At 64.4% G+C, this 19,650-nt stretch carries 16 protein-coding genes; 15 read left to right on the top strand and 1 reads right to left on the bottom strand.

The genetic code is table 11. The features are described from left to right. Complete coding sequence (locus tag PanNE5_RS03095; RefSeq protein WP_017235561.1) at positions 1–459, bottom strand: (2Fe-2S)-binding protein; 459 nt, start codon at positions 457–459, stop codon at positions 1–3. Between the two features lie 574 nt (positions 460–1,033). Between PanNE5_RS03095 and PanNE5_RS03090 the strand changes: the two genes are divergently transcribed. The 15 genes from PanNE5_RS03090 (at position 1,034) to clsB (ending at position 19,568) form a co-directional block, all read left to right on the top strand. Next, positions 1,034–5,029: a DUF3683 domain-containing protein gene (locus tag PanNE5_RS03090; protein WP_026132288.1), complete on the top strand. Its 3,996-nt coding sequence runs from the start codon at positions 1,034–1,036 to the stop codon at positions 5,027–5,029. Between the two features lie 52 nt (positions 5,030–5,081). Continuing rightward, on the top strand, positions 5,082–6,773 hold the full coding sequence (locus PanNE5_RS03085) for a Na+/H+ antiporter (protein WP_150562432.1): 1,692 nt from the start codon (positions 5,082–5,084) through the stop codon (positions 6,771–6,773). A gap of 74 nt (positions 6,774–6,847) precedes the next feature. Further along, positions 6,848–7,285, top strand: a complete 438-nt coding sequence (locus tag PanNE5_RS03080) for an HIT family protein (RefSeq protein ID WP_261939790.1) — start codon at positions 6,848–6,850, stop codon at positions 7,283–7,285. Between the two features lie 79 nt (positions 7,286–7,364). Then, positions 7,365–7,778 carry a gamma-butyrobetaine hydroxylase-like domain-containing protein gene (locus tag PanNE5_RS03075; protein ID WP_017235566.1) on the top strand — a complete coding sequence of 138 codons (414 nt, stop codon included), beginning with the start codon at positions 7,365–7,367 and terminating at the stop codon, positions 7,776–7,778. Between the two features lie 60 nt (positions 7,779–7,838). After that, positions 7,839–8,573: a bifunctional demethylmenaquinone methyltransferase/2-methoxy-6-polyprenyl-1,4-benzoquinol methylase UbiE gene (ubiE, locus tag PanNE5_RS03070; RefSeq protein ID WP_017235567.1), complete on the top strand. Its 735-nt coding sequence runs from the start codon at positions 7,839–7,841 to the stop codon at positions 8,571–8,573. 208 nt (positions 8,574–8,781) lie between these two features. Next, positions 8,782–9,774 (top strand): Tim44 domain-containing protein, encoded by a 993-nt coding sequence (locus PanNE5_RS03065; RefSeq protein WP_150562434.1) that lies wholly within the window; start codon positions 8,782–8,784, stop codon positions 9,772–9,774. A 143-nt stretch (positions 9,775–9,917) separates the two neighbouring features. Continuing rightward, positions 9,918–10,553: an SCP2 domain-containing protein gene (locus tag PanNE5_RS03060; RefSeq protein WP_039830728.1), complete on the top strand. Its 636-nt coding sequence runs from the start codon at positions 9,918–9,920 to the stop codon at positions 10,551–10,553. Between the two features lie 3 nt (positions 10,554–10,556). After that, complete coding sequence (gene ubiB, locus PanNE5_RS03055) at positions 10,557–12,122, top strand: ubiquinone biosynthesis regulatory protein kinase UbiB (protein ID WP_261939205.1); 1,566 nt, start codon at positions 10,557–10,559, stop codon at positions 12,120–12,122. A gap of 14 nt (positions 12,123–12,136) precedes the next feature. Then, complete coding sequence (locus PanNE5_RS03050; protein ID WP_017235622.1) at positions 12,137–12,835, top strand: methyltransferase domain-containing protein; 699 nt, start codon at positions 12,137–12,139, stop codon at positions 12,833–12,835. 374 nt (positions 12,836–13,209) lie between these two features. Beyond that, positions 13,210–14,655: a sodium:solute symporter family protein gene (locus PanNE5_RS03045; protein WP_261939789.1), complete on the top strand. Its 1,446-nt coding sequence runs from the start codon at positions 13,210–13,212 to the stop codon at positions 14,653–14,655. 158 nt (positions 14,656–14,813) lie between these two features. Then, a complete protein-coding gene (locus PanNE5_RS03040) occupies positions 14,814–15,155 on the top strand; it encodes an FmdB family zinc ribbon protein (protein WP_261939204.1) in 342 nt (113 codons plus the stop codon). Between the two features lie 102 nt (positions 15,156–15,257). Next, positions 15,258–15,902 (top strand): DUF502 domain-containing protein, encoded by a 645-nt coding sequence (locus tag PanNE5_RS03035; protein WP_017235625.1) that lies wholly within the window; start codon positions 15,258–15,260, stop codon positions 15,900–15,902. 47 nt (positions 15,903–15,949) lie between these two features. Further along, positions 15,950–17,752, top strand: a complete 1,803-nt coding sequence (gene aspS / locus PanNE5_RS03030; RefSeq protein WP_017235626.1) for an aspartate--tRNA ligase — start codon at positions 15,950–15,952, stop codon at positions 17,750–17,752. A 175-nt stretch (positions 17,753–17,927) separates the two neighbouring features. Then, complete coding sequence (gene nudB / locus PanNE5_RS03025) at positions 17,928–18,392, top strand: dihydroneopterin triphosphate diphosphatase (protein WP_261939203.1); 465 nt, start codon at positions 17,928–17,930, stop codon at positions 18,390–18,392. Between the two features lie 18 nt (positions 18,393–18,410). Continuing rightward, positions 18,411–19,568 carry a cardiolipin synthase ClsB gene (clsB, locus tag PanNE5_RS03020; protein ID WP_261939202.1) on the top strand — a complete coding sequence of 386 codons (1,158 nt, stop codon included), beginning with the start codon at positions 18,411–18,413 and terminating at the stop codon, positions 19,566–19,568. Positions 19,569–19,650: the final 82 nt, after the last annotated feature.

Genomic DNA, 19,650 nt, shown 5'->3' with positions numbered 1-19,650 from the left:
TCAGGCCAGCGACGCCGCAGCGTCTTTGATCGCCGCACGAATGCGGGCGTAGGTGCCGCAACGGCAGATGTTGCCGGACATTGCGGCGTCGATCTGTTCGTCGTTGGGCTGTTTGTTCTCGCGCAGCAACGCCGTGGCGGACATGATCTGGCCGCTCTGGCAGTAGCCGCACTGGGGCACGTCGTGTTTGACCCAGGCGTTCTGCACAGCACGCCCGACGGCGTCCGCCCCGACGTTTTCAATGGTGGTGATGGCCTTTCCCGCGACGGCGGAGACCGGGGTGATGCAGCTTCGGATGGGCGCACCGTCGAGATGCACGGTGCACGCGCCGCACAGCGCCATGCCGCAACCGAACTTGGTGCCGGTCATGTTGAGCGCGTCGCGCAGGGTCCAGAGCAGGGGAGTGGCCGGGTCGACATCGACCTGCACGACACGGCCGTTCAGTTGAAACGAGACCATAGAGACACCTCTTGACGGGTGGAGAGACCGGGGATCGGCAAAACATACTCCCATTCGGTGAAAGTTTCAGCGCAGGCGTGTGTCATAAGTCGTTGTATCCATTCGGATATAGCGATCAGCAGGAAGGTCGGCGATAGGGCGGGAATGCGAAGGGGCCGGCGCTCGTGTAGGGGCGGTCAACGCGGCAGTGAACGCGCCGGAGCGTCGGGAAGGAGGGGAATCTCGCGCCTCGCGGCGAATTCGGCGCGGTGCCGACGTGTTGCGGTGCAATGAAGTACAATTCTGGCTACATTCCCCTACCAACCTGTTCCCAAGCCGGAAGAAAGATCTGGGCATGCGCACGAACTGCCTCACCCCCCTGTGTTTCTACGCGATGATCGGACACGATTCGTCATCGACGTCTTCGCACGGCAGTCGTCGATCTCGTTGACCGCAGATCGTCTGTTGCCGGCCCGCGCGCACCCGTCGCGCTTGCCGCCGGCATCCATTGCGCTTACCCGATTTTGACTTTCGGCGCGTCTCGCGAGACGAACGCCGACGGCGGATGCACCGCCGCATTGACGAGCCCGACAAGATGAACGCACCCTTGCCCGCCTTCGAGCCGCACGACGCCAAGCATGCACTCGCCGCCCAGCCGCCGCGACTGCGCGAGATCCCCTACAACTACACGTCGTTTTCGGACCGCGAAATCGTCATGCGCCTGCTGGGCGCCGACGCCTGGCACATCCTCGACGAACTCCGCGCGGAGCGACGCACCGGCCGCTCGGCCCGCATGCTCTACGAGGTACTCGGCGATATCTGGGTGGTTCGCCGCAATCCGTATCTGCAAGACGACCTGCTCGATAATCCGAAGCGCCGCAAGCTGCTGATCGACGCGCTGGACCATCGTCTGAACGAGATCGACAAGCGTCGCCGCGCGGATGTGGCCGCGAACGCCGATGCGAACGGCCGCGAACGCGCCGCCCGTGTGGAGCAACTGGAGGTGGCGGCACGCCGCGCCGTGGCGGACTTCGCCGAGGAGTTCGCGAAGATGGCCGAGCTGCGCCGTCGCGCGAAGAAGGTGCTCGGTCGCACGACCGCGCATGACAACATCAAGTTCGACGGTCTGTCGCGCGTCTCGCATGTGACGGACGCGACGGACTGGCGCGTGGAGTACCCGTTCGTGGTGCTCACGCCGGACAGCGAAGCCGAAATGGCGGCGCTGGTGAAGGGGTGCTTCGAGTTGGGACTGACGGTGATTCCGCGCGGAGGCGGCACCGGCTACACGGGCGGCGCGATTCCGCTCACGCCGTTCTCGGCCGTGATCAATACGGAAAAGCTCGAGCAGCTCGATGAGGTCGAGTACTCGGCGCTGCCGGGCGTCGACGAACCGGTGCCGACGATTTTCTCGGGCGCCGGCGTGGTGACGCGTCGCGTGGCCGAGGCCGCCGAGCGGGCTGGTCTGGTGTTCGCGGTCGACCCGACGTCGATCGACGCATCGTGCATCGGTGGCAACGTGGCGATGAACGCCGGTGGCAAGAAGGCCGTGCTGTGGGGCACCGCGCTCGATAACCTCGCGTGGTGGCGCATGGTCGACCCGCAGGGCAATTGGCTCGAGGTCACCCGTCTCGATCACAATCTCGGCAAGATTCACGACATTCCGGTCGCCCGCTTCGAGTTGACGTGGTTCGACGGCAATTACGCCCCGGGCGCCGTGCTGCTCAAGACGGAAAAACTGGACATCGAAGGCAAGCGTTTCCGTAAGGAAGGGCTCGGCAAGGATGTGACGGACAAGTTCCTCGCCGGTCTGCCGGGCATTCAGAAGGAAGGCTGCGATGGTCTGATCACGAGCGCGCGCTGGATTCTGCACAAGATGCCCGCGCACACGCGCACGGTATGCCTGGAGTTCTTCGGCCAGGCGAAGGAAGCGATTCCGAGCATCGTCGAGATCAAGGACTACATGTTCGCGCAGACGGCGGCCGGCGGCGCGATTCTGGCGGGCCTGGAGCATCTGGACGAACGCTATCTGCGCGCCGTGGGCTACGCCACGAAGTCGAAGCGCAATGCGTTCCCGAAGATGGTGCTGATCGGCGATATCGTTGGCGACGATGACAACGCCGTCGCTCAGGCGACGTCGGAAGTGATTCGCATGGCCAACGGCAAGAGCGGCGAAGGTTTCGTCGCGGTGTCGGCCGAAGCCCGCAAGAAGTTCTGGCTCGACCGCTCGCGTACCGCCGCCATCGCGCGCCACACCAACGCCTTCAAGATCAATGAAGACGTGGTGATTCCGCTGCCGCGCATGGGCGAGTACACGGATCACATCGAACGCATCAACATCGAGCTGTCGCTCAAGAACAAGCTGCAACTGGTCGATGCGCTCGAAGTCTTCTTCGACGCCGGCAATCTGCCGCTGGGCAAGACGGATGACGCGAACGAGATTCCGTCGGCCGAACTGCTCGAAGATCGCGTGCAAACGGCACTCACGCTGCTGCGCGACGTGCGCGCGCGCTGGGTGTTCCTGCGCGATCATTTCGAACTGCCGCTGGCCGAAGCGATTCCGCTGCTCAACCGACACGGCGTGCGCGACCTCAACGTGGCGCTCAACGATCGGCTGAGCAAGCAGCCGCAAACCCGACTCATCGACTTGCTGCAGGATCGTACGGTGCGCGTGTCGTGGAAGCAGGAGATCCGCGGAGAACTGCGCAAGATTTTCTCGGGCGCGGAGTTCAAGCCGATCCTTGAGGAAGCGCAAGCGATTCACAAGCGCGTGCTGCACGGCCGCGTGTTCGTCGCGCTGCACATGCACGCGGGCGACGGCAATGTGCACACGAACATCCCGGTGAACTCGGATAACTACGAGATGCTCCAGGATGCGCACAAGGCGGTGGCACGCATCATGGCCATCGCCCGTTCGCTCGATGGCGTGATCTCGGGCGAACACGGTATCGGCATTACCAAGCTGGAGTTCCTGACGGAAGCCGAGATCGGCGAGTTCCGCGCGTACAAGCAGCGCGTGGATCCGGAAGGGCGCTTCAACAAGGGCAAGCTGCTCGATATGCCGGAACTGCCCGCCGACCTGCGCAATGCCTATACGCCCAGCTTCGGGCTGATGGGGTATGAGTCGCTGATCATGCAGCAGTCGGATATCGGCGCGATCGCGGACAGCGTGAAAGACTGCCTGCGCTGCGGCAAGTGCAAGCCGGTGTGCGCCACGCACGTGCCGCGCGCGAACCTGCTTTACAGCCCGCGCAACAAGATTCTCGCAACGTCGCTGCTCATCGAGGCGTTTCTGTACGAAGAGCAAACGCGCCGCGGGGTGTCGATCAAGCACTGGGACGAGTTCAACGACGTGGCCGATCACTGCACGGTGTGTCACAAGTGCGTAACGCCGTGTCCGGTGAAGATCGACTTCGGCGACGTGACGATGAACATGCGCAACCTGCTGCGCAAGATGGGCAAGAAGAAGTTCAATCCGGGCGCGGCCGCCGGCATGTTCTTCCTGAACGCGACGAACCCGGAGACGATCAACATCACCCGCAAGGTGATGATCGACTGGGGTTACAAGGCGCAGCGTTTCGGCGCGGACGTCTTCAAGAAGCTAGCGAAGAAGCAGACGGCACGTCCGCCTGCAACGGTGGGCAAGCCGCCGCTGCGCGAGGAAGTGATCCACTTCGTCAACAAGAAGATGCCGGGCAACCTGCCGAAGAAGACGGCGCGCGCACTGCTCGACATCGAAGACAACAAGGTCGTGCCGATCATTCGCAATCCGAAGACCACCACGGTCGATTCGGAAGCGGTGTTCTATTTCCCGGGCTGCGGCTCGGAGCGCCTGTTCTCGCAGGTCGGGCTCGCCACGCAGGCGATGCTCTGGCATGTCGGCGTGCAGACGGTGCTGCCGCCGGGCTATCTGTGCTGCGGGTATCCGCAGCGCGGCTCGGGGCAGGGCGAGAAGGCCGAGAAGATCGTGACGGACAATCGCGTGCTGTTCCACCGCATGGCGAACACGCTGAACTATCTCGATATCAAGACCGTGGTCGTGTCGTGCGGCACTTGCTACGACCAGCTCGCGGGCTATGAATTCGAGAAGATCTTCCCGGGCTGCCGCATCGTCGACATCCACGAATACCTGCTCGAGAAGAACGTGAAGCTCGAAGGCGTGAACGGTACGCGCTACATGTATCACGACCCGTGCCACACGCCGATCAAGACGATGGATCCGGTCAAGCTCGTGAACGAGTTGATGGGCAGCGAGCACGACGGCTACAAGATCGAGAAGAACGATCGGTGTTGCGGTGAGTCGGGCACACTGGCGGTCACGCGTCCGGACATCTCGACGCAGATCCGCTTCCGCAAGGAAGAGGAGATGCGCAAGGGCGCGGCGAAGCTGCGCGCGGACGGCAAGGTCGAGGACGTCAAGATTCTGACGAGCTGCCCGTCGTGCCTGCAAGGGCTGTCGCGTTATAACGACGACGCCGACATCACGGCGGACTATATCGTCGTGGAGATCGCCAAGCATGTGCTGGGTGACGAGTGGCTGGTGGACTACGTGAAGGATGCGAACCACGGCGGCATCGAACGCGTGCTGGTCTGATGGCCCGCTCGGGGACGCGGCCGATGCCTGACCGACGGACCATGGAGGCGGCATGGGGGTAGTCCTCACCGCGCTGATCCTGCTGTTTGTGGTGGCGCTGACCGGCGTGCTGGTCAGCTACGTCAAAGTTCTGCCGGTGCCGATCGTGCAGATCGCTGTGGGCGCCGCGCTCGCTTTTCCGGGCGCGGGGCTGCACATCGATCTCGATCCGGAGATCTTCTTCCTGCTGTTCATCCCGCCGTTGCTCTTCGCCGACGGCTGGCGCATGCCCAAACGCGAGTTCTGGCACCTGCGCGTGCCGATCGTCGCGATGGCGCTCGGCCTGGTGATCTTCACGGTGCTCGGCGTGGGCTATTTCATCCACTGGATGATTCCGTCGATTCCGCTCGCCGTGGCGTTCGCGCTCGGCGGCGTGCTCTCGCCAACCGATGCCGTGGCCGTCTCCGCCATCACCGCACGCCTGCAGATGCCCACGCGCCTCATGCACGTGCTCGAAGGCGAGGCCATGATGAACGACGCGTCGGGCCTGGTCGCGTTCAAGTTCGCCATCGTGGCCGCGACCACGGGACTCTTTTCGATCGGTAACGCCACGTTCTCGTTTTTCGTCATCGCGCTGGGCGGCTTGCTCGCCGGCTGGGCCGTGACGTGGCTGTTCACGCAGTTCCATCGCCGCGTGATGGCGGCGTCCGCCGAAGAGCCGGCGACGGTCGTGCTGCTGCTGTTGCTCATGCCGTTTGCGGCCTATCTGCTGGCCGAACATTTCGGCTTCTCGGGCATTCTCGCGGCCGTGGCCGCCGGCATGACGGTCAGCTCGACCGATCTGCTCAATACCCGCACCGCCACCCGCATTCTCGGTAACGGGGTGTGGTCGATGCTCGAATTCGTGTTCAATGGCGCAGTGTTCGTGCTGCTCGGCCTGCAATTGCCTGACATCGTGCGTGCCGCGTTGCGGCCCGGCGAGCCGCATTGGGGAACGCTGCTCAATCTCGGCGAACTGATGGCCTACGTCGGCGCGATTTCGGCGGTGCTCATCGTGCTGCGCTTCTGCTGGGTGTGGGTGGCGTGGCGCGTGATGTATTTTCTCGGTATGCGACGTGGCGAAATCACAATGAAGCCCGGCATGCGCTTCACTGGCGTGACGGCCCTCTCGGGCGTGCGCGGCGCGGTGACGCTGGCCGGTGCGCTCTCGGTGCCGCTGGCCCTGCCGGGCGGCGCGCCGTTTCCGGGACGCGATCTGCTGATTTTCCTGGCCGCCGGCGTGATTCTGCTCTCGCTTGTCGGCGGCAGCCTCGGTTTGCCGTTCCTGCTGCGCGGCGTGCGCTGGCCGGTCGAGGACCCGCGCAATCGTGAGATGGGCGAGGCGCGCCTCGCGGCGTCGGAGGCGGCGATCCGCACCGTTGAATCGCTGCAAAAAGTCATTGCGAAGTCGGGCGACGAACTCGACACTGCCGTGTGCGCCGAAGCGGCCGCGCGGGTGATGGGGCGGTATCGCCGCACGCTCAACGCGTCGAACGCGACCGACGACGAGATGCGCGTGCGCGCGGTGCGTGAGGTCGAAGTCGAACGCCGGCTGCGCGCCGCCGCCCTGCAGGCCGAGCGCGGGGAACTGTCGCGTCTGCGCCTGGCGCACCGCATCAACGACGAGACGCTGCGCGAATTGATCAGCGAGATCGACTTCGCCGAACTTGCGCTCGGCCCGGTCGACCCGGCCACCGGCAAACGTTACAAGCGCAACAAGCAGTGAGCGCACTGACAGCACTGACCTGAACCGTCTGCGGCGCACGCGGGGAGGGCAGGGCAAACGAGGGAAGACGCATGATGGAATGTCCGTTTTGCACCGGAGAGGGCGGCGATGTCGTATGGCGCGACCCGGTGCTGCGCGTGGTGCTGGCGAATGAGATCGCCTACCCGGGCTTCGCTCGGGTGATCTGGCATGCCCACGTCGCCGAAATGAGCGATCTGCCCGCGGCGGCGCGCGAGCATGTGATGCGCGCCGTGTTCGCCGTCGAAACAGCCCAGCGCACGGTCATGTCGCCGCACAAGATCAACGTGGCGAGTCTGGGCAACATGGTGCCGCACGTGCACTGGCACGTGATTCCGCGATATCGCGACGACGTTCATTTTCCCGGCTCGGTCTGGAGCGCGCCGCAACGCGAGGTGCCGGCGGCGGTGCTCGCCGAGCGCGCCGCCTGGACACCCGCCCTGCGCGAGGCCGTGGTGGCGGAATTGAATCGTCTCCCGGCGTGGCCGGCATGACCGTTGAGGCCTGAGCGGCTATACTGCCGGCCGATGTGTCGCATGTCGGCGCACCGACCGATTATTCTGGAGCAAGACCATGGCTGGGCTGGAGAAAGACACGCCGATTCCCGTTTCCTTGACGCTGCATCGCACATCGAAGGTGCTGGAACTGGGCTACGAGGACGGAACACACTACCGCCTGCCGTTCGAATTCCTGCGCGTACTCTCGCCGTCGGCGGAAGTGCGTGGCCACGGCCCGGGGCAGGAGACGCTGCAAACCGGCAAGCGCGATGTCGATCTGATTGGCCTGGAGCCGATCGGCAATTACGCCGTGCGCCCGGTGTTTTCGGACGGACACGATACCGGCATCTATTCGTGGGATTACCTCTACGAGCTGTGCGTGCGTCAGGACGCGCTGTGGCAGGAATACCTGGACAAGCTCGCGTCAGCGGGGGTCGATCGCGACACGCCGATGTCGTCGCCGGCTGCGGGTGGCTGCCACCACCATTGAGGCCCCGGCGGGGCGCACGTGCGTGTGGCGCGCCCGCTTACATGAATCTGGGAGATTGCAATGGGCCAACAGACCCACTTCGGTTATGAAACCGTCGACGAGAAGGAAAAGGCCGGCAAGGTCGCCGAGGTGTTCCATTCGGTCGCGAGCAAGTACGACATCATGAATGATCTGATGTCGGGTGGACTGCACCGGATCTGGAAAGCCTTCACGATCGGACGCGCCGCCGTGCGCCCCGGCTTCAAGGTGCTCGACATCGCGGGCGGCACGGGCGACCTGTCGAAGGCGTTTGCGCGCGCGGCCGGCCCGACCGGCGAAGTCTGGCTCACCGACATCAACGAATCGATGCTGCGCGTGGGGCGCGATCGCCTGCTCGACGCAGGCATTGTCACCCCGACCCTGCTGTGCGATGCCGAAAAGCTGCCGTTCCCGTCGAACTATTTCGATGTGGTCACGGTGGCGTTTGGCCTGCGCAACATGACGCACAAGGATGCCGCGCTCGCCGAAATGCGCCGCGTGATCAAACCGGGCGGCAAGGTCATGGTGCTCGAGTTCTCGAAGGTTTGGCAGCCGCTCGAGAAGGCGTACGACACGTATTCGTTCAAGGTGCTGCCGTGGCTCGGTTCGCGCATCGCGGGCGACGCCGACAGCTACCGCTATCTGGCCGAGTCGATTCGCATGCACCCGGACCAGGAAACGCTCAAGTCCCTGATGGAACAGGTCGGTCTCGAACGTGTGGAATATCACAACCTGACCGCGGGGGTCGTCGCGCTGCATATCGGACGCAAATTCTGAGTTTGCGCTCACTTACCTGACGCACCTCAGCGCCCCGGACTGCGGAAAAAAGCCGCGCCGGGGCGTTTCTCTAAGAACGAGCTAATTCTGCTGTGGCAGAATCGGCCGTCGCCTCATCTGGTTTCAGTACGTAAAAAAGTGCTGAACCATTCCGGTTGACGCCTGTCAGTAGACAGCAACCTATAAACTCCACGGAGAGACCAGAACGATGTTCCAGTTCCTGAAAAACAAGCTGTTGTTGGGCGTGGTGGCCGGCGTAGTGGCGGTCGGCATGACGATCGCGGACGCCGATGCCAAACGCGTTGGCGGCGGCCGGAGCATCGGCAAGCAGTCCAGCACCGTGACGCAGCGCCAGCAAGCGCCGCAACAACCGACGCAAGCCACGCCGGGCACCGCACCGCAGCAGGCCGCACCGGCGGCAGCAGGGGCCGGTGCCGCAGGGGCCGCGGCCGCCGCCAAGCCGGCCAATCGCTGGCTCGGCCCGATCGCCGGTCTGGCGGCCGGTCTCGGTATCGCGGCCCTGCTCTCGCACTTCGGCCTGGGCGGCGCGTTCGCCAGCATGATGGCCAACGTCATCATGATTGCGCTGATCGCCTTCGCCGTGATGTGGCTGATCCGTCGTTTCCGCGGCAATAAGTCGCAGTCCCAGACGCCGGCGTATGCGGGCGCGGGTAACGACGCGTCGAACAACACGCTGCGCCAGTCGTGGGACAGCCAGCCGCAACAACCGTCGCAACCGGCACAACCGGCGTCTTCGTCGGCCCAGCCGTCGCTGTCGGGCGTGCCCGTCGCCGCGGGGGCCGCTGCCGCAGCCGCCCCGTTCGGCGTGCCGGCCGGCTTCGATGTCGACGGATTCCTGCGCAGTGCCAAGGTGTACTTCAACCGTCTGCAAGCGGCCTGGGACAAGGGCGATCAGGCCGATATCAACGAGTTCACCACGCCGCAGATGTTCGCGGAAATCAAGATGGACCTCGAAGAGCGCGGCAAGTCGGTCAACCGCACGGACGTCGTGCAACTCAATGCCGAACTGCTTGGCATCGAGGAATCGGCCGTCGAGTATGTGGCAAGCGTTCGCTTCTCGGGCCTGATCCGCGAAGCCGAGGGTGCCGCGGCCGAGCCGTTCAACGAAGTGTGGAACCTGACCAAGCCGGTGACCGGTAGCGGCGGCTGGGTGCTCGCCGGGATTCAACAGGCTAGCTAAGCGCACGACGGTTTTGCCGTAACCTGCCTTACAATGAGAGCCCGCGTCTAAAGCGCGGGCTCTTTTTTTTGCCGTCCGCCGATCGTTGCCGGGCGGCGTCTTTCGGTACGACCGGCGCGCATCGCCGGCCGACCGCCAAGCTCATGACCGTAGCCGCCAAAGCCTTTGCCGCCACCGTGAACCACTTGCTTGCCCGCGAACCGTGGGCGCGCGACCGTCTGCGCCATCACATCGGGGCGTCTGCCCGGCTGGCGATGTCGGCCATCGACCTGCGTCTGCGCGTGGGCGACGACGGCTATCTGGTCGCCGCCGATGCCAACCTGTCTTGCGACGTCAGCATCGCGGTGCCGCCGGCGGCGCTCGCCGACTTCGCGGGCGGCGGTCAGGCGGCTGTCATGCGACACGTCAAGATCGAGGGCGATGCCGAGTTTGCCAACACGGTCTCCTATCTGGCCCAGCATCTGCGCTGGGAGGTGGCCGAAGACCTGAGCAAGGTGATCGGCGACGCGGCGGCACACCGGGTGACCGAAACCGGCAAGGCGGCGGTGGCCGGCGCACGCCGCACCGGCGGCACGCTGGCGCGCTCGCTCGCCGATTACCTCGTGGAGGAGAACCCGCTGCTGGTCGGGCGTGGGCGCCTCGATGCGATGCGCAGCGGCATCGGCACGCTGCGCGACGATCTCGCGCGGCTGGAAAAGCGCCTGGAGAAGCTCGAACGCCAGACGGCCGGGCGCGATGCGGCAGCCGCCTCGGTATCCCGCCCCCTGGGAGGTCGCTGAACGATGCGCCTCCTGCGTCTGATCAAGATCTTTTTCGTCAGCTACCGCTACGGGCTCGACGAACTGGTGCTCTCGAGCATTCCTCATCCCATGGCACGCGGGCTGCTGCGCGTGTTGTCGTTCGGGCGCAGTGGGCTCAAAGCGCCGCGCGGCGAACGTTTGCGCCTCGCGCTTGAATCGCTGGGGCCGATTTTCGTGAAGTTCGGACAAGTGCTCTCGACGCGCCGTGATCTGATGCCGCCCGATATCGCGCAGGAACTGGCGCGTCTCCAGGATCAGGTGCCGCCGTTTGATCCGGCAGTTGCCCGCGCGAGCATCGAGAAGTCGCTGGGTCACCCGCTCGAAGACGTCTTCGTGGAATTCGAGCGCATGCCGGTCGCGAGTGCCTCGATTGCGCAGGTGCACTTCGCCCGGGTTCGCGATGGCGAGCACGCCGGCAAAGAAGTCGCGGTCAAGGTATTGCGCCCGAATATGCTCAACGTGATCGACAGCGATCTGGCGCTCATGCGCGATCTCGCCGGTTGGGTCGAGCGGTTGTGGCCAGACGGCAAGCGGTTGAAGCCGCGTGAGGTGGTCGCCGAGTTCGACAAGTATCTGCACGACGAACTCGACCTGATGCGCGAGGCCGCCAACGCCGCGCAACTTCGTCGCAACTTCATCGACTCGGGCATGCTGATGGTGCCCGAGATCTATTGGGAATTCAGTTCCAGCGCCGTCCTCGTGATGGAGCGCATGCACGGGGTGCCGATCAGCCAGATCGACGTGCTGCGCGAGGCGGGCGTCGACCTCAAGAAGCTTGCGCGCGAGGGCGTCGAGATTTTCTTCACCCAGTTCCTGCGCGACGGCTTCTTCCACGCCGACATGCATCCGGGCAATATCCTGGTCAGTCTCGACCCGGCGACGTTCGGCCGGTATATCGCACTCGACTGCGGCATCGTCGGCGCGCTGTCCGAGTTCGACAAGAATTACCTCGCGCAGAACTTCCTCGCGTTCTTCCGTCGCGACTACCACCGGGTGGCATCGCTGCATCTGGAGTCGGGCTGGGTGCCGGCCGACACGCGGGTCGAAGAACTCGAAGGGGCGATTCGCGCCGTCTGCGAGCCTTACTTCGACCGGCCGCTCAAGGAGATTTCGCTCGGGCTCGTGCTCATGCGCCTGTTCCAGACGTCGCGCCGCTTCAACGTCGAGATTCAACCGCAGCTCGTGCTGTTGCAAAAGACGCTGCTCAATATCGAAGGTCTCGGCCGTCAGCTCGACCCGGATCTGGATTTGTGGAAGACGGCCAAGCCGTTCCTCGAACGGTGGATGGCCGAACAGATCGGCCCGCGCGGTTGGCTTGAACGGCTGAAAGCCGAAGCGCCGCAGTGGAGCAAGACGATGCCGCAACTGCCGCGGCTCATCCACCAGGCGCTCGCCGCGCATGCGCGTCCGCAGGACGACACCGTGCTGCTCGCGTTACTTCAGGAGCAACGCCGCACCAATCGGCTGCTGACGGGCGCGTTCTGTCTGGTGGGCGGCGTCGCCATCGGCGTGTTGACGGCATTTGTCTGGCTCTACGGCGGATTCTGAAAATAGCGGAGCCTATGGTGCCCATCGTCCGAACGCCTTACGTCGCATTTGCCGCCCCTCGAGAAGATGACCGCCCGGAGACGGGCGGTGCGTCCGCCGCGCCTGCCGCACCTTCCGTCCCGACTTTCTCCCATCGCGATCCGTCGCGCGCGGAATTCTGGGACGAGCGTTTCGCGAGTGCCTTCATGCCTTGGGATGCGGCCGGGGTGCCCAGGGCGCTGCGCGACTTCGTCGCAGGCGAGGGCGCACCCCGGGCCACGCTGATCCCGGGCTGTGGCTCGGCGTATGAGGCCGCGTGGCTCGACACGCAAGGCTGGCCGGTGCGGGCCATCGACTTCTCGGCGACCGCCGTCGCGTCGGCCAAGGCGGGGCTCGGTTCACACGCGGCGCTCGTGGAACAGGCCGATTTCTTCACCTATACGCCGCCGTTCGCGCTCGAGGTGGTCTACGAGCGGGCGTTTCTCTGCGCCTTGCCCCGCACCCTCTGGCAGGACTACGCACGCCGGATGGCGCAACTGCTGCCCCAAGGTGGACGTCTGGCCGGATTCTTCTTCCTCAAGGAAACGCTGAAGGGCCCGCCGTTCGGCATCGCGCCGGACGCCCTGGATGCTCTGCTCGGTCAGGACTTCGTCTGCGAGGCGGACCGGCTTGTCGACGACTCGGTGCCGGTCTTCGCCGGGGCCGAACACTGGATGATCTGGCGCCGGCGCTGAGCGTCGAACACGCCTTTTGGCGTCTCGGCGGTGACTGCGCACAGGCACCATCAGCATGCAACGTCACCTCAGACGCTAGGCAATTCCCGATATTTGCCGCCATCGAACCGGGCCGTCGCGATTTTTCCTCCCCGCGTCGCGCTCGCGCCGCTATAATCGGCCGAAATTTTTTCGCCAGGCGGCACAGCGGGCAGATAAAAGCGCTCCATCGCATCGGCCCCGTCATGCACGACCTGATTTTCTGTTGCCCGGAAGGCTGAGGCCCAAGGCGCGGTATCGTTCGCTTGCGCAGTGGCCGTTTGAGGCCGGACCGGGCGCAAGACGGACGCCGCCACGCCATGACCGACGCCCCGGGGATTGGCGGGGGCCGCGCTATGCTGATCTGGTTTGTCATACTGTATTGGGTCATTTCAGTGGCCATCGGGCTGTTGGCCGCCCTCAAGGTCCGCAATACCAAGGATTTCACCGTCGCCGGCCGTCGCCTGCCCTACGGCATGGTCATCGCCGTGGTCTTCGCCACCTGGTTCGGCTCAGAAGCGGTGCTCGGCATTCCCGCCACCTTCCTCGGCGAAGGGCTGCGCGGCGTGGTCTCGGATCCGTTCGGTTCGTCGATGTGCCTGGTGCTCGTCGGCATGTTTTTCGCCCGCAAGCTGTATCGCATGAACCTCATGACGATCGGCGACTTCTACAAGCTCAGGTACAACCGTACGGTTGAAGTGGTGACGAGTATCGCCATCGTGATCTCGTACCTCGGCTGGGTCGGTGCGCAGATCAAGGCGCTGGGACTCGTGTTTCACGCGGTGTCCGGCGGCGCAATGTCCGAGCCCATGGGCATGGTGATCGGCGCGGTCTCGGTGCTGGCCTATACGCTGCTCGGCGGCATGATCTCGGTGGCGGTGACCGACTTCATCCAGATGATCATCATCGTCGTGGGGCTTGTGTACATCGCTGTGCAGGTCTCTGGCATGGTGCCGGGGGGGGCGAGCGCGGTGATCACACACGCGGCTCAGGCCGGCAAGTTCGCGTTCCTGCCGGAGTTGAACCCAACCGAAGTGCTGGCGTTCATTGCCGCGGGCATTACCATGATGTTCGGCTCGATTCCGCAACAGGACGTGTTCCAGCGCGTGATGTCGTCCAAGTCGGAGAATGTCGCGGTCGCCGGTTCGGTCACGGGCGGCGTGCTGTACTTCTTCTTCACGTTCATCCCCATCTTCCTGGCCTACTCGGCCCTGCTGATCGCCCCGTCGATGGTGCAGAAGTACATCGGCACCGATCCGCAACAGATTCTGCCGCAGTTGGTGCTCACTAGTGTGCCGGTCGTGGCGCAAGTAATGTTCTTCGGCGCGCTCCTCTCGGCCATCAAGAGCTGCGCGTCGGCCACGCTGCTGGCGCCCTCGGTGACGTTCGCGGAGAACATCGTCCGCCCGATGCTGCGCGGTCGTATCGACGACAAGCACCTGCTGCGACTGATGCGTATCGTCGTGCTCTGTTTCACGGCGCTGGTGCTGGTGTACGCGCTGAATTCCACGGCGTCGATCTTCCATATGGTCGAGAGCGCATACAAGGTCACGCTCGTGTGCTGCTTCGTGCCGCTGGCGTTCGGACTTTACTGGAAGCGTTCGAGCTCCCTGGGCGGCACGCTTGCCGTGCTCTTCGGCCTGATCGTCTGGATCGGGTGCGAATGGCTGGCGCCCGAGGCCATGGTGCCGGCGCAGTTGGCGGGGCTGGCGGCCTCGATCGCCGGCATGGTCGTTGGCTCGCTCCTCCAACCCAACGCAGCGCATGCGCAGTCGCGGGAGCCGCAGGTGTCGACGATCTGACGACCCAGGCCGGGAAGCCTTTCACTACGCGGATTACGGCAACGACCCATCTTGATCTTGGGTCGTTGCGGCCCCATATGTCGCTGGACAAATCCCGAAAGCCTTGTGAAGCGGTTATAATTCAAGGCTTTGCGCGCCTTTTTCCGTCGGAAAGTACCATGCCTATCTATGCCTATCGTTGCGAAACATGCGGTTTCGCCAAGGATGTGCTGCAAAAAATGAGCGATGATCCGCTCTCCCAGTGCCCGGAATGCGGCAAGGACACGTTTCGCAAGCAGGTGACTGCGGCCGGGTTCCAGCTCAAGGGTTCGGGGTGGTATGTGACCGATTTCCGTGGCGGTTCGGGCGGCGCGAGTGCCTCGGGCGCGGCGTCGACCTCGTCGGCGCCGGCAGCGGCGTCGGGCGAGAGCGCGACGTCGTCCGCTTCGGCCTCGTCGTCTGGCGGCGAGTCGTCGAGCGCGCCGGCGGCGAGCTGTGGCGGCGGTTGCGCCTGCCACTGAGATAGACAGAACGATGCGCGTTCGAGCCCGGCGGCCGGATGCGCCGGAACGCGGATTCGCCTGCTGACATACCCATAGCCGCCCACCTTCGCGAGCCCTGCCATGCGCGTTAAAAAACCCGCGTTGAAGACGATTTTCCTCACCGGCCTGCTGGTGCTGGTGCCGCTCGCCATCACGCTGTGGGTCCTCGGCCTGATCATCGGCACGATGGATCAGACCTTGCTGCTGTTGCCGGACGACTGGCAGCCGTCGCACCTCATCGGCATGCGCGTGCCCGGCTTCGGCGTGGTGGTGACGCTCGCGTTCGTGTTCGTCGTTGGCCTTCTGGCGCATAATTTCATCGGCCAGAAGCTGGTCGGCTGGTGGGAAGCCATCCTGACGCGCATTCCCATCGTTGGACCGCTGTATGGCAGCGTCAAGCAGGTGTCCGACACCTTGCTGTCGAGCAACGGCAACGCGTTTCGCAAGGCGTTGCTCGTGCGATATCCGCACGCGGATTCCTGGACCATCGCTTTCCTGACCGGCGCGCCGGGCGGCGACGTGGTCAATCATTTGCAGGGCGAGTTCGTGAGCGTCTATGTGCCGACGACGCCGAACCCGACGTCGGGTTTCTTCCTGATGATGCGGGCGAGCGACGTGGTCGAACTCGACATGACGGTCGATGCCGCCCTCAAGTACATCGTATCGATGGGCGTGGTGGCGCCCGCCCACAACCCGCGCCAGCAACGTCCCGGTCCGCTCCTCTGAGCCACCGGGAATCGCCGGCGCCATTTTTTGAAAATCGGAACAGCAAAATGTCCATGCGTACCTCCTACTGCGGTCTGGTGACCGAGCAACAACTGGGCCAAACGGTCAAGCTGTGTGGCTGGGTCAATCGCCGCCGCGATCACGGCGGGGTCATTTTCATCGACCTGCGCGATCGCGAAGGTCTGGTGCAGGTCGTGTGCGATCCGGACCGCGCGGAGATGTTCAAGGCCGCCGAAGGCCTGCGCAATGAATTCTGCGTGCAGATCACGGGCCTGGTGCGCAGCCGTCCGGCGGGCACCGAGAACGCCAACCTGACGAGCGGCAAGATCGAAGTGCTGTGCCACGCGCTCGAAGTGCTCAACCCGTCGGTCACGCCCCCGTTCCAGCTCGACGACGAAAACCTGTCGGAAACCACGCGCCTCACGCATCGCGTGCTGGATCTGCGTCGTCCGCAGATGCAATACAACCTGCGCCTGCGCTACAAGGTGGCGATGGAAGTGCGCAAATATCTCGACGCGCAAGGCTTCATCGACATCGAAACCCCGATGCTCACGAAGAGCACCCCGGAAGGCGCACGCGACTATCTGGTGCCCTCGCGTGTGAACGCCGGCATGTTCTTCGCGTTGCCGCAGTCGCCGCAGCTCTTCAAGCAGCTCTTGATGGTGGCCGGCTTCGACCGCTATTACCAGATCACCAAGTGCTTCCGCGACGAAGACCTGCGCGCTGACCGTCAGCCGGAATTCACGCAGATCGACTGCGAAACCTCGTTCCTCACGGAGCAGGAAATCCGCGATCTGTTCGAGAACATGATTCGTCACGTGTTCAAGGAAGCCATCGACGTCGACCTCGATGCCAAGGTGCCGGTCATGGAGTACGCGGAAGCGATGCGTCGCTTCGGCTCCGACAAGCCCGATCTGCGCGTGAAGCTCGAATTCACCGAGCTGACCGACGTGATGGGCGACGTGGACTTCAAGGTGTTCTCGGTGCCGGCCACGACCGAAGGCGGTCGCGTGGTTGCGCTGCGCGTGCCGGGCGGTGCGGAGATCTCGCGTAGCGAAATCGACGCCTACACCGATTTCGTGAAGATCTACGGCGCGAAGGGCCTGGCGTGGATCAAGGTCAACGAAGTGGCCAAGGGCCGCGACGGTCTGCAAAGCCCGATCGTGAAGAATCTGCACGACGCCGCCGTTGCCTCGATTCTCGAGCGTACCGGCGCGCAGGACGGCGACATCATTTTCTTCGGTGCGGACAAGGCCAAGGTGGTGAACGACGGCATCGGCGCGCTGCGCCTGAAGATCGGTCACTCGGAATTCGGCAAGAGCCACGGCCTGTTCGAAGCCGGCTGGCGTCCGCTGTGGGTCGTCGACTTCCCGATGTTCGAGTACGACGAGGAAGATGCCCGCTGGGTCGCGTGCCATCACCCGTTCACGAGCCCGAAGGACGAGCACATCGACTACCTCGAGACCGATCCGGGCAAGTGCCTGGCCAAAGCCTACGATATGGTGCTCAACGGCTGGGAAATCGGCGGCGGTTCGGTCCGTATCTTCCAGGAAGACGTGCAGAGCAAGGTGTTCCGTGCGCTCAATCTCGGTGAGGAAGAAGCGCGCGCGAAGTTCGGCTTCCTGCTCGACGCGCTGCAGTACGGCGCGCCGCCGCACGGGGGCATTGCATTCGGTCTCGACCGCGTCATCACGATGATGGCCGGCGCCGATTCGATCCGCGACGTGATCGCGTTCCCGAAGACGCAACGTGCGCAGGATCTGCTCACGCAGGCACCGTCGTCGGTCGACGAGCGTCAACTGCGCGACCTGCATATCCGTCTGCGCCAGCCGGAAGCGCCCAAGGCCTGACGTGGCTCACGGGGCCGCTCGTCGGCCCCGCACGCAAGCTGAAAACCCCCTCTGCCGTCAGGCGAGGGGGTTTTCGTTTTTCGGGGGCATCGCGCATGCCGCAACACCCGGCGTTTGCCCTATACAATGCGTCATCGGTGCCGGTCTTCGGTGCCGTTCTCGAATCGCCACCTGCATGAAACCCTTCAAGATTCCCGAATCGGTGCTCGTCGTGATCTATACGCCGGCGCTCGACGTTCTGCTCATCGAGCGTGCCGACGCCGAGAACTTCTGGCAGTCGGTCACCGGCAGCAAGGACCGGCTCGACGAACCGCTGTTCGAGACGGCCGTGCGCGAAGTCTTCGAGGAGACCGGTATTCGCGTGGCAAACGGAACCGCGGTGCCCGCCGCTGCGCTGACCGATTGGCAGCACGAAATTCAGTACAACATCTATCCGCGTTGGGCCCATCGTTATGCGCCGGGCGTGACGCGCAATACGGAACACTGGTTCGGCTTGTGCGTGCCGCAGAACACCGCCGTGACGCTTTCGCCGCGCGAGCATGTCGCCTATGCGTGGCTGCCGTGGGAAGCGGCCGCCGCGCGTTGTTTCTCACCGTCGAACGGCGATGCCATCCGGCAGTTGCCGTTGCGCGTGCGCTAGCCGCGGCACGGCGCGCCGATGAGCAAGTACCTGCCGTTCTCCCGCGATAACGATCTGACGCTGCTCTATCTCGGTCAGCGCTACTTCACAGCGCTCATTGCCGCCATCGACCGAGCCACCCGCGACGTGGCGCTCGAGACGTATATCTTCGAAGCCGACGAGGCGGGGCAGCAGGTCGCCGCAGCGCTGCAACGCGCCGCGCAACGCGGCGTTGCGGTACGCGTCATCCTCGACGGCATCGGCACGAGCCGCCGACTGCCGTTTCTCGCCGATTGGCGCGAGCGCGGTGTGGCGTATCGCATCTACAATCCGCGGCTGTTCGGCAAGTTCGGTTTCTCGCGCACGCACCGCAAGCTGGCCATCGTCGATCACGCGGTGGCATTTGTCGGCGGCATCAACATCATCGACGACGACAACGCCGGTGGCGACACCCGCATGGACGATCCGCGCTGGGACTTTGCCGTGCAATGCCGCGGTCCCATCGTCGCCGAAATCTCCATCGCGTTTCATATTCAGTGGCTGCGCCTCGCGCCGGGGTATCTGGGGACGCCGTTCCGTCATCGGCGCCGCGGGCAACGTGGGCGTCTGCACGCGCCTTACGCCGGTCAGGCAGCCTTCGTGGCACGCGATAACCTGCACAATCGTCGCGCGGTCGAAAAGGCGTACCTGATGGCGCTGGGCCGCGCGCGCCACGAGGTTTGGCTCGCGAATCCCTATTTCGTGCCCGGCCGCCGGCTGCGACGTGCACTGACGCAGGCGGCCCGACGCGGCGTGGCGGTGCATCTGCTGATCGGCCGCAACGAGTTCCGCCTGCTCGATGCCGCGGTGCCCTGGCTTTACGCCAAGTTGCTCGATGCCGGCGTGCGCATCGGCGAGTACGACGTGCGTCAACTGCATGGCAAGGTGGCCGTCGTCGACGACGTATGGGCTACGGTCGGCTCCTCCAATCTGGATGCGCTGTCGCTGTTCCTGAATCACGAAGCCAACGTGGTGGTGCTCGACGATCCGCTGGTCATCGAACTGCGCGATCACATCCGCCGAGCCTTTGACGAGGCGCGTCTCATCGACCCCGCCCGCTACGGCGCACGCTCGCGCTGGCGGCGCTTCCGCCAGTGGATGGCGTATCGCCTCTATCGCCTGACGATGCGGCTCCTCACGCGCGGCAAATACGACTGATTTTCGGGCGGATGCCGACGGATGATCCGCCGTTGCTCATGGCTCTCGGCCCTGTGCCGACGTCGCCGAACCCCGCCCTCCG

Origin of the sequence: Pandoraea sp. NE5, assembly GCF_024363545.1 — a bacterium.
Taxonomy (GTDB): Bacteria; Pseudomonadota; Gammaproteobacteria; order Burkholderiales; family Burkholderiaceae; genus Pandoraea; species Pandoraea cepalis.
This window is presented reverse-complemented; position numbering and strand designations above follow the sequence as displayed.